The following is a 10,057-nucleotide window of genomic DNA, read 5'->3' on the forward strand; positions in this document are numbered from 1 at the left end:
CCCGGGACCGGTGCGCCCGGTCAGCCGGTCGTGACCAGCTCGAAGTGCACGGTCCGGCCGGTGCGCCGCCGCCCGATCCGGTGGGCGAGCGGCACGACCACGCCGTGCAGGAACGGGTGCCTGCGCCGCAGCAGCCACGCGGCCCGCTTCGCCTCCTCTCCGTCGAGCAGCCGCGCCGTGCCGCGGACGGCGGGCCCGAGCGGCCTGCCGAAGAAGGTGGACGGGGCCACCTCGACGGTCGGGTCGCGACGCAGCCTGCGGGTCTTGCCCGCCTTCGCGAACGAGCGGAACACCGCGCGGTCACCGCTCACCGCGATGCTCACCGGCGTGCTGACCGGGGTGCCGTCCCGGCGGAACGTCGTCATGGCGACGGTGCGGCGGCTCGTGAACGCGGGCGGTGCGATCGCCATCATCACCTCCAGTCGGTCGGGTCCCGACCGGAGACGAGGCACCGGGGCCGGCTGTGACGAGCCGGCCGCGCCTGCGCAGCGGCGCCGGGCGGACCGCCTGGATCGCCGCGTTGAGGTACGCCCCGATGATCACCGCGAGCGCGATGAAGTACATGCCGAGCAGGAACGCGATCGGCGCCGCGAGCGCCCCGTACGTGTAGCCGGTGCTGGTGATCCAGTCGAGGTAGAGCCGCAGGCCGGTGGCCCCGACCAGGAACACGACCGCCGCCAGCACCGCCCCGGGCAGCCCCCGGTGCCACGGCGGCTTGAGCGGCAGCGCGATCTTGTAGAGCGTGGCGAGCGCCAGCACCAACACCACGACGAGCGCGGGCAGGTAGACCGCGTTCACCACCGTCCACGCCGCGGGCTCGACCGGGTCGGGCAGCAGCGGGAGCAGCCGCTCGGGCCCCAGCGCGGCGAGCGGGAGCGCCACGATGCCGACGGCGAGGCCGGCCAGGTAGAGCAGGATCGCGAGGCTGCGCTGCCACAGCCAGCCGCGCACCGGGAACTGGTCGTGGGCCCGGGTGATCGCGTCGACGAACGTGGCCATCGCCGAGGAGCCGGACCAGAAGCTCAGCAGGAACCCGATCGAGACCACCTCGCCCCGCGCGGAGGTGAGGATCTCGGCCACGGTCGGGGCGATGATCTCCTCCACGGCGTTGCGGCTGAACACGCCGCCCGACGTGCGGGTGATCCACTCCTGCACGGCCACCACCGTGTCCGGGCCGAACCAGCGCTCGGCGTACCCGAGCAGGCCGAACAGCCCGAGCAGCAGCGGGGGCAGCGAGAGCGTCTGCCAGAACGCCGCGGACGCGGACTGGCCGAGCACGTCGTCGTCCCACGCCCTGACCAGCAGCCGGGTGAGCACACGCCGGGCGGGCGCCGGGCCCCGCGCGGCGCCGGGCACCGGGCGCCCTTCGCCTAGGCCGGACGCTGCGGGCTGCCGTTCGGGTGCGGCACGCCCTCGGGCACGGCCGCGTCGGCGACCGCCTCGGCCGCGGCCTCCTCGGCCTGCGCGGCGTCCTCCTTGGCGATCGCGGCCAGCTCGTCGGACTCCACCGTGCGCTCGCGGGTGGCGGGCGAGCGCGGGACGGCCTCGGAGAAGGCCTTCGAGACGCCCTGCAACGCGGAGGTGACCTCGCTGGGGATCACCCAGAACGTGTTGCCCTCACCCTGGGCGAGCTGCGGCAGGACCTGCAGGTACTGGTAGGCGAGCAGCTTCGGGTCCGGGTCGTTGCGGTGCACGGCCTGGAACACCTCGTCGATCGCCCTCGACTGGCCCTCGGCCTTGAGGATCGCGGCGGCCCGCTCCCCCTCGGCCCGCAGGATCGCGCCCTGCTTGTCGCCCTGCGCGGTGAGGATCTGCGACTGCCGCTGGCCCTCCGCGGACAGGATCGCCGCGCGCTTGTCCCGCTCCGCGCGCATCTGCTTCTCCATCGCGTCCTTGATCGTCCGCGGCGGGTCGATGGCCTTGATCTCCACCCGGTTGACCCGCAGCCCCCACTTGCCGGTGGCCTCGTCCAGCACGCCGCGCAGCAGGCTGTTGATCCGGTCCCGCGAGGTCAGGGTCTCCTCGAGGTCCATCGAGCCGACCACGTTGCGCAGCGTGGTGACCGTGAGCTGCTCGACGGCCTGCAGGTAGTCGGCGATCTCGTAGGCCGCGGCCCGCGGGTCGGTGACCTGGAAGTAGAGGACGGTGTCGATCTCGACGACCAGGTTGTCCTCGGTGATCACCGGCTGCGGCCGGAACGACACGACCTGCTCGCGCAGGTCGATCATCGGGTAGACGCGGTCGATGTAGGGGATCACGAAGTTCAGGCCCGGCTGCAGCGTGCGCAGGTAGCGGCCGAGCCGCTCGACGTTGCGCGCCCGCGCCTGCGGCACGATCCGCACCGCCTTCACCACCGTGACCACGGCGAACAGCGCGATGAGCAGGCCGACCACCATCAGGGCGTAGTCGGAGGTCATGGTCACTCCCTGGGGTAGACGACGGCGGTGGCGCCGTCGATCTGCAGGACGCCGACCGCGGCCCCGGCCGGGATGACGACGGAGTCGTCGATCGACCGCGCCGTCCACTCCTCACCGCCGATCCGCACGCGACCGGCCTGCCCGGTGACCTCCTGCACCACGTACCCCGGCTTGCCGACGAGCGCCTCCGTCCCGAACCGGGTGCTGCTGCCCGAGCCGGTCAGGTGGCGCCGCGCGACGGGGGCGAGCAACCCGACGCCGGCGACGGCCGCGCCGGAGAACACGACGAACTGCACCGGCACCGGGAGCCCGAGCGCCGCGGCCAACGCGGTGATCAGGGCTGCGCCACCGAGGATCCCCACCGCCGCGGTGAGCGTGAAGATCTCGATGACGATCAGACCGACGGCGGCGACCAACCAGATGACCCACATGTCCACGGCCATCGCACCCTCCCGCCCACGACAACGGGGGCTGACCACCCCAGTATGCGCCCGCGTACCTGCGGAAAGAAGGGCTCGCGGCCCCGCGGGGTCAGCCGATGCGGTGGCGCAGCCGAACCGGGCCGCCCGGGAGCGCCGCGCTGGAGATCAGCTCGAGCGACCGCGCCGGGGCCCGGCCGCCGTGCCACACCCGTTGCCCCGGCCCGCGAGCACGGGGTGGCCGAGCAGGCTGACCTGGCAGAGCAGGCCGCGCTCGAGCAGGGCGCCGATCAGCGCGCCGCCGCTGTCGACCCGCACGACGCGGGCGCCGTGGCGCTCGGCGAGCGCGGTCAACGCGGCGGCGAGGACCCGCTCGTCGCCGACGACCAGCTCGGGGACGTCGGCCCGGGGCGGATGCCCCGGTGTGGCGCGGCGCGCAGCGCGAGCACACCCGACCAGTGGCGACGCCGGCCAGCGCCTCCCACTCGCGCACCCGGGCCCGGCCGTCGACCACCGCGAGCAACGGGGCGCCGGGCGGCGCGGGCCTGCGCGGCGCCCCCGCGAGCGCCGGCTCCTCGGCCAGGACCGTGTCGGCGCCGACCAGCGTGACGTCCTCGGACCACGTTCCCGCCGGCTCGTGGAAGCGGCCGACGTCCGGGAGGAAACCGGTGGTGGCGCCGTCGAGTGCGACCGCGACGTGGGCGACGACGCGCGGGCGGTCCACGCGGCGACGGTAGGACGCACCCCCGGCGTAACCGCGTGGCACGCTCCTGTTCGTGCAGGTGCTGGTGGTCGAGGACGACGACGGCGTGGCCGGCGCGGTGGTGGAGGCGCTCGCGACGCACGGACACCGGGTCGAGCGGGTCGGGCGGGCGGTGGACGTGTGGCCGCACCTGCGCGGCGCCGACCTCGTGCTGCTGGACCTGGGCCTGCCCGACGGCGACGGCATGGAGGTGCTGCGCAGGCTGCGCCGGGTCACGACCACGCCGGTGCTGGTGCTGACCGCGCGGGACGCCGAGCGGGACGTCGTGCGCGGCCTGCGCCTCGGCGCCGACGACTACCTGGTCAAACCGGTGCGGCTGCGGGAGCTGCTGGCGCGGGTCGACGCCGTGGTGCGGCGCACGCGCGCCGCGGCGGCCGCCCCCGCCGACGTGGTGGAGATCGAGGACCTGCGGGTGGACCTGACCGCGCGCCGGGCGACGGTCGGGGGCAGCGAGATCGCGCTGACCGCCAAGGAGTTCGACATCCTCGCCGCGCTCGCCCGACGCCCGGGCGCGGCGGTCAGCCGCCAGCAGCTGCTCGACGAGGTGTGGGGCGACGCCTACCTCGCCGTCTCGCGCTCGTTGGACGTGCACCTCACGTCGCTGCGCAACAAGCTCGGCCGCCCCGGCCTGCTCGCCACCATCCGCGGGTTCGGCTACCGGCTCGGCCGATCGTGAGGCGCAGGCTCCTCGTCGTGCTCTCGGCGTTCGCGCTGGCGGCGGTCGCCGGGTTCGCGGTGCCGCTGCTGCAGAGCACCGCGGCGGGCCGCACCCAGGAGTTCGTGCTGACCCGCACCGGCGACCTCGACCGGTTCGCCGCGCTCGCCCAGCAGGCCACGGGGCCGTCCGGGGCGGGACAGCTCGCGCAGGAGGTGCAGGCCCACCACGCCGTCTACGGCGAGGGCGTCGTGGTCGTCGATCGCTCCGGCCGGGCGATCGTCGAGGCGGGCCTGCGCGCCGACGACCCGGCCGTCGTCGCCGCCGTCGACGCGGCGCTGCGCAACCAGCCGACGGCCCGGCCGGTCGGGCTGCGGCCGTGGTCGACCGCCCCGATCCTGTTCGCCCGCCCGATCGGCACCGGCACCCAGGTGGGCGGCGCCGTCGTGCTGCGGGCCGAACCCGCCGCCGCGGCCGCCGACATCGCCACCGCGTGGGCGGTGGTGCTGCTCGGCGCGCTGGTCGCCGCGCTGGCCTGCGCGGTGCTCGCGCTGCTGCTGGCCCGGTGGGTGCTGCGCCCGATCCGGGAGCTCGCGGCCGGCCTCGGCGCGGTCGCGGCGGGCCACCCGGGCGCGCACGTGTCGCCGCGCGCGGGCCCGGTCGAGCTGCGCGAGCTGGCCGCCACGTTCAACCGGATGTCCGACGCCGTCGCCACCAGCGCCGAGGAGCAGCGCAGGCTCGTGGCCGACACCTCCCACCAGCTGCGCAACCCGCTCGCCGCCCTGCGGCTGCGCGTCGACACCCTCGACCCGCACGTCGTCCCGGAGGGCCGGGCCACCTACCGGTCCACCGTGCTGGAGCTCGACCGCCTGGAGGCGCTGCTCGACGGGCTGCTCGACCTGGCCTCGGCGGAGAGCCGCGCCACCGCGCTCGCCGCGGGCGCCCCGTCGGACGACCGCGTCGAGCTCACCGCCGTCGTCGCGGAGCGGCTCGACGCGTGGCGCGAGGCCGCGCTCGAGGCCGGGGTGCGCCTGGAGGCGGCTCCCCACCCCGAGCCGGTGGAGGCGGCCTGCACCGCGTCCGAGGTGGAGCAGCTGCTGGACGTGCTGCTGGACAACGCGGTCAAGTACGCGGGCCGCGGCGCCACCGTCCGGATCTCGGTCGCCGCGGGTGACGCCCGGGCGCTCGTCGAGGTGCGCGACGACGGGCCCGGCCTGCCCGCCGAGCAGCTGGAGCAGGCCACGCAGCGGTTCTGGCGGGCGCCCGGCAGCACCGCCCGCGGCTCCGGGCTGGGCCTGCCCATCGCCGAGCGCCTGGTCACCGCCCGGGGCGGCACCCTGTGCCTGTCCTCCCCGCCCGGGGCGGGGCTCGTCGTGACGATCGAGCTGCCGGCATGAGCGGGCCGTCGCGCCGCGCGTTCCTGCGCGGGCTCCTCGCCGCCCCGCTCGTCGCGGGCTGCACGGGCGGGTCGGCGGGCCCGCTCGTGCTGGCCGCGGGCGAGCCGGGCGGGTTCTACGTCGAGTTCGGCGAGCTGCTGGCCGAGGCGCTCGGGGCGGCCGGCGTGCCCGCGGCCGTCGTCAACACCGGGGGCAGCGTGGAGAACATCCAGCAGCTCCGCGACGGCGCCGCCGCGATCGGCCTCGCGCTCACCGACATCGCCCTCGCCGCCCGCAACGGGGAGGACCCGTTCGGCGGCCCGGTCCCGCTGCTCGCGCTCGGGCGCGTCTACGAGAACTACATGCAGCTGGTGGTCCGCGCCGAAGACCCCGCGACCAGCACCGCGGACCTGGCCGGGCGCCCGGTCTCGCTCGGCGCCGTCGGCTCGGGTGCGGCCGTGTTCGGCGACCGGCTGCTCGCGACCGCGGGCATCGCCGCCGACGTGACCCACCGCCCGCTGCGCGACGCGGTGGCCGCGCTCGAGGCGGGCACCGCCGACGCGCTCCTGTGGTCGGGAGGCGTGCCCACGCCCGCGCTCGCCGAGCTGGCGGCACGCCGCCCGATGCGGCTGCTGCCGCTCGCGGAGCACCTGCCCGCGCTGCGCGCCCGCCACGGCGAGGTCTACGGGCCCGTCACCGTGCCCGCCGACGCGTACGGCCCCGCCGCACCGGTGCCGACCGTGGGGGTGGCGAACCTGCTGATCTGCACCGCCGCCCTGCCCGACGAGACCGCGGCCGCGGTGGCGCGCACCCTCGTCACCGCCGCACCCGCGCTGGTGCCGGAGTCGGCGGTCGGCACCCAGTACCTCGACCAGCGCTCGCTCATCGGCACCGGCGAGGTCCCGCTGCACCCCGGTGCCGCGGCCGCGTACCGCGAGCTGCACGGCTGACCTAAGAGCCGGTTAAGAACGCGCGGCGCTCCCCTTTCGCCACCTTACGGTCGGCGCGAGGACAGTCCCCGACATCGACGAGGAGCGGGAGATGAGCACCGAGACCACGACGGTGAGCCCACCCACCGGGTTCGGCGCGAAGATCAGACAAGTGGGGCCGGGACTGCTCGCCGCGGCCGCGGGCGTCGGAGCGGGCGACCTCGTCGCCACGATGGTCGCCGGCGCCCGGTTCGGCACCGTGCTGCTGTGGGCGGCGGTGCTCGGCGCGATCCTGAAGCTGGCGCTCGCCGAGGGCGTGGGTCGCTGGCACCTCGCATCGGGCTCCACGCTGCTCGACGGCTGGCGGCGGCTCGGCCGCTGGGCGACGGTCTTCTTCGGCGTCTACATCGTGATCTGGGGCTTCGTGTACGGGGCCACCGCGATGTCGGCCGTCGGCCTGCCGCTCAACGCCCTGTTCGGCGGTCTCGACGTCCGCTACTGGGCGATGATCGCCGGCGTCGTCGGGCTCGTGCTGGTGTGGTTGCAGCGCTACGAGATCTTCGAGAAGTTCATCACCGTCCTGGTGCTGATCAAGTTCGTCACGGTGGTGTCGGTGGCCGTCCTCGTGGCGCCCGACCTCGTGGCCCTCGCCGGTGGGCTCGCGCCCCGGCTGCCCGACGGCTCGGTGATCTACGTGCTCGGCCTGATCGGCGGCGTCGGCGGCACGATCACCATGGCCGCCTACGGCTACTGGATGATCGCGAAGGGCTGGAAGGGCACCGGCTGGCTGTCGATGATGCGGCTCGACAACGCCGTCGGCTACACGATGACCGCGATCTTCGTGATCGCGATGCTCATCGTCGGCGCGGAGCTGCTGCTCGGCCAGGACCTCACCGAGAACGACCGCGGCCTGCTCGTCCTCGCCACCGAGCTGGGCGGCCGCTACGGCGACTGGGCGCGGATCCTGTTCCTGGTCGGCTTCCTCGCCGTCACCACCACGTCCCTGCTCGGCGTGTGGAACGGCGTCAGCCTGCTGTTCACCGACTGGACCCGCGCGATCCGGATGCCGCACGGCGCGGCCGCCGAGATCGCGGCCGAGTCGCTGCGCACCGAGCACTCCACCGCCACCGAGACCGGCTACGAGGCCAGGGCCGCCGAGCGCAGCCTGCCGTTCCGCGCGTACCTGATCTGGCTCACGATCCCGCCGATGGCACTGCTGTTCTTCGACCGCCCGTTCGCGCTCACGCTCGTCTACGGCGTGCTCGGCGCGGCGTTCATGCCGTTCCTCGGCATCACGCTGATGCTGCTTCTGAACTCGAAGCGGATCGCGCCGGACGGCCGGTCGGGCTGGCTGTCGAACAGCCTCCTCGGGGTGGCGTCGGCGCTGTTCGTCGTGCTGCTGGTGACCGACCTCGTGAACCGGTTCTCCTGAACCGCCCTCGCGGCCGCGCGGCCCCGGCCGGTCAGCGGTCGGGGCCGTCGCCGCCCCGCCCGGCGAGCTGCTCCTCCAGCTCCGCGATCCGCCGGCGCGCCGCGGCGAGCTCGTCCTGGAGCGCCACGATCCGGGCCGCGGCGTCGAGCGTCAGCCCCTCGTCGAACAGGGCGCGCATCCGCGTGGCCAGCACCAGCTGCCGCCGCGAGTAGCGGCGGTGGCCACCGGCCGATCGCGCCGGGGTGAGGACGCCCGCGGCGTCCAGGCTGCGCAGGAACGCCGGCTGCACGTCGATCAGCTCGGCGGCCTGGCCCATCGTCATGGATGGGTAGTCATCGTCGTCGAGCCGATCGACTCCCACCTCGGAAAGGCCTCCCGCACACGGATGGGCCCGGTCGCCTCCGACCGGGCCCGCACTTCAACCTGACATCGGTGTAGATGATCTCGCTACGTCCAGGCGATCATCACCTCCCCGTGCCACTCGGGCTTCCGGTGGAAGCTCCGGACACCAAAAACTGTAGTCCCGACTGCAGATGTCGGCAACAGAACGCGGGGTGTCCCCGAGGTCGGCGCGGGGCCTCCAGGTCGATCTCGACGGGGAAGGGCTCGACCGCGGTGAACGTGCCGGTGACCGCACCGTCGTCGACGTAGCCGAACCCGCCCGCCCGGTGGCAGGCAGGCAGCGACACCGGCTCGGCCGGGTCCACCGTCCAGTGGTGCGGGATCCCGGCGTCGGCGTACTCGCTGCGCTCCTGGACGTGGTCGGTGCGGACCGACCCCGGGGAGACGACCTCGACCACGAGGACGACCTCCGACGCCCGGAGGACCCCACCCTCGCGACGTACCCGCATCCGGGCCGCTTCGGGGGTGACGAGCGGTCGGACCCGGTACCCGGCGCTTCCAGCGGCGCCGGCTGCACAGCCCCTCCGGCACCTGCGCCCGGAGCATGACGGCCGGCTCGAAGGTGGCGTGGTCGTGGTCGAACGCCGGGCTCGGCGACGTCAGCAACCGCCGCTCCACCAGCCGCTGTAGCCGAGTTCGATCTCGCCGATCTCGAGGTGCTCGGCCACGGTCGGCAGGTGTCGCGGGGCGACCGGCCGGATCGTCACGGGCCCCTCCCCTCGGGACCGCGATTCCCGCAGAGCAGGCGGGCACGGGGTCGCGTTCCCGCGCCGGGTACCCCGATCAGCGGCGGACCAGCGCGGCCTCGGCGAGCCCGGTGACCATGCCGCGGAAGACCCGCGTCAGCGTGCGCGCGTAGATCCAGCCGGTGCCGGGGACGGCGGGGCGGAACGTGGCGCTCCACCGGATGCGCGTGCCCGCCTCGACCGGGGTGAGCTCCGCCACCGCCGTGTAGTCGCGCAGCGCCAGCCCGGACAGCAGCTTGTAGCTCAGCCGGCGTGGCGCCTCCCGCTCCACGATCTCCTCGCGGACGCGGTGGCGGCCGGTGACGAACACGGCGATGCCGCCGATCCCGTCGGGGGTGCCGTCCGCGCCGGGCCGCTCCGCGGAGTGCGACCCGAGCGGCGACCAGCTCGGCCACGTGGACCGGTCGGACAGCAGCGCCCACACCTCCTCCGGCGTGGCGCTGCTGGTCGCCTCGGCGGCGATGTGCTGGAGTTTCACGTCATCCTCCCGATGAACAGCTCCATGGCGGCGTCCGCACCGGCGCGGTCGCCGGTGGCGAGCAGGTCGAGCAGCAGGCCGCGCACGGTCGCGAGCCCCAGCCGCGCGGCGGCGGCCGCGTCGTCGGGCGCCCAGCCCCGGCGGACGAGGAGCGCGGTGAGCTGGTCGAGCCAGGACGGCACCACCCACTCGAGCATCGGCGCCGCGCCGGGGTCGCCCTGCAGCGCCCGGCCGTAGAGCTCGAAGAACAGCCGCTCGTACGGAGCCATGGCTGGATCGGCCAGACGAGACCAGAAGCGACGTGTCAGCTCGGCCGCCGCGGCGACACCGTCGACGCCGGCGTCGAGCTCGCGTTCCAGCTCCGCGAGCGCCTGGCGCTTTTGCCGCTCGACCTCCCGGACTACCTCGACTAGCAAGCCCTCCTTGGAGCCGAGATGGTA

Annotated in this window: 13 protein-coding genes; 4 read left to right on the forward strand and 9 right to left on the reverse strand. The window is 74.9% G+C overall.

The window, feature by feature from the left end; genetic code table 11:
• Positions 1-20: 20 nt before the first annotated feature.
• From VKZ81_RS11160 to VKZ81_RS11180, 5 genes are all read right to left on the reverse strand, one after another.
• Positions 21-413, reverse strand: a complete 393-nt coding sequence (locus VKZ81_RS11160) for a PPOX class F420-dependent oxidoreductase (protein WP_324241412.1) — start codon at positions 411-413, stop codon at positions 21-23.
• Complete coding sequence (locus VKZ81_RS11165) at positions 301-1,356, reverse strand: YihY/virulence factor BrkB family protein (RefSeq protein ID WP_324241413.1); 1,056 nt, start codon at positions 1,354-1,356, stop codon at positions 301-303. Before VKZ81_RS11165 ends, VKZ81_RS11160 begins: the two co-directional genes overlap by 113 nt.
• Positions 1,357-1,370: 14 nt before the next feature.
• Positions 1,371-2,417: an SPFH domain-containing protein gene (locus VKZ81_RS11170; RefSeq protein ID WP_414709363.1), complete on the reverse strand. Its 1,047-nt coding sequence runs from the start codon at positions 2,415-2,417 to the stop codon at positions 1,371-1,373.
• A 2-nt stretch (positions 2,418-2,419) separates the two neighbouring features.
• Positions 2,420-2,860, reverse strand: coding sequence for an NfeD family protein (locus tag VKZ81_RS11175; RefSeq protein WP_324241414.1), 441 nt, complete (start codon positions 2,858-2,860; stop codon positions 2,420-2,422).
• Between the two features lie 144 nt (positions 2,861-3,004).
• Entirely contained in the window at positions 3,005-3,190 is a 186-nt protein-coding gene (locus VKZ81_RS11180) for a hypothetical protein (RefSeq protein ID WP_324241415.1), read from the reverse strand.
• A 422-nt stretch (positions 3,191-3,612) separates the two neighbouring features.
• Here VKZ81_RS11180 and VKZ81_RS11185 point away from each other — a divergent pair, with 422 nt between their 5' ends.
• The 4 genes from VKZ81_RS11185 (at position 3,613) to VKZ81_RS11200 (ending at position 7,991) form a co-directional block, all read left to right on the forward strand.
• Positions 3,613-4,275 (forward strand): response regulator transcription factor, encoded by a 663-nt coding sequence (locus VKZ81_RS11185; protein WP_324241416.1) that lies wholly within the window; start codon positions 3,613-3,615, stop codon positions 4,273-4,275.
• Positions 4,272-5,651: a sensor histidine kinase gene (locus VKZ81_RS11190; RefSeq protein WP_324241417.1), complete on the forward strand. Its 1,380-nt coding sequence runs from the start codon at positions 4,272-4,274 to the stop codon at positions 5,649-5,651. Before VKZ81_RS11185 ends, VKZ81_RS11190 begins: the two co-directional genes overlap by 4 nt.
• On the forward strand, positions 5,648-6,580 hold the full coding sequence (locus VKZ81_RS11195) for a TAXI family TRAP transporter solute-binding subunit (RefSeq protein ID WP_324241418.1): 933 nt from the start codon (positions 5,648-5,650) through the stop codon (positions 6,578-6,580). The genes VKZ81_RS11190 and VKZ81_RS11195 overlap by 4 nt, the downstream gene beginning before the upstream one ends.
• A 91-nt stretch (positions 6,581-6,671) precedes the next feature.
• The gene (locus VKZ81_RS11200; protein WP_324241419.1) at positions 6,672-7,991 is read left to right on the forward strand and encodes an Nramp family divalent metal transporter; all 1,320 of its coding nucleotides are present in this window, start codon (positions 6,672-6,674) and stop codon (positions 7,989-7,991) included.
• 31 nt (positions 7,992-8,022) lie between these two features.
• Here the strand turns inward: VKZ81_RS11200 and VKZ81_RS11205 are convergent, their stop codons facing one another.
• The 4 genes from VKZ81_RS11205 to VKZ81_RS11220 all read right to left on the reverse strand — a co-directional run.
• Positions 8,023-8,352: a helix-turn-helix domain-containing protein gene (locus VKZ81_RS11205; protein ID WP_324241420.1), complete on the reverse strand. Its 330-nt coding sequence runs from the start codon at positions 8,350-8,352 to the stop codon at positions 8,023-8,025.
• A gap of 103 nt (positions 8,353-8,455) precedes the next feature.
• The gene (locus VKZ81_RS11210) at positions 8,456-8,842 is read right to left on the reverse strand and encodes a Uma2 family endonuclease (RefSeq protein ID WP_324241421.1); all 387 of its coding nucleotides are present in this window, start codon (positions 8,840-8,842) and stop codon (positions 8,456-8,458) included.
• Positions 8,843-9,176: 334 nt separating this feature from the next.
• Positions 9,177-9,617 carry an SRPBCC family protein gene (locus VKZ81_RS11215; RefSeq protein ID WP_324241422.1) on the reverse strand — a complete coding sequence of 147 codons (441 nt, stop codon included), beginning with the start codon at positions 9,615-9,617 and terminating at the stop codon, positions 9,177-9,179.
• A partial coding sequence (locus VKZ81_RS11220; protein ID WP_324241423.1) for a TetR/AcrR family transcriptional regulator occupies positions 9,614-10,057 on the reverse strand: 444 nt, incomplete at its 5' end. The genes VKZ81_RS11220 and VKZ81_RS11215, both read right to left, overlap by 4 nt.

Origin of the sequence: Pseudonocardia sp., from assembly GCF_035305885.1 — a bacterium.
Taxonomy (GTDB): Bacteria; Actinomycetota; Actinomycetes; order Mycobacteriales; family Pseudonocardiaceae; genus Pseudonocardia.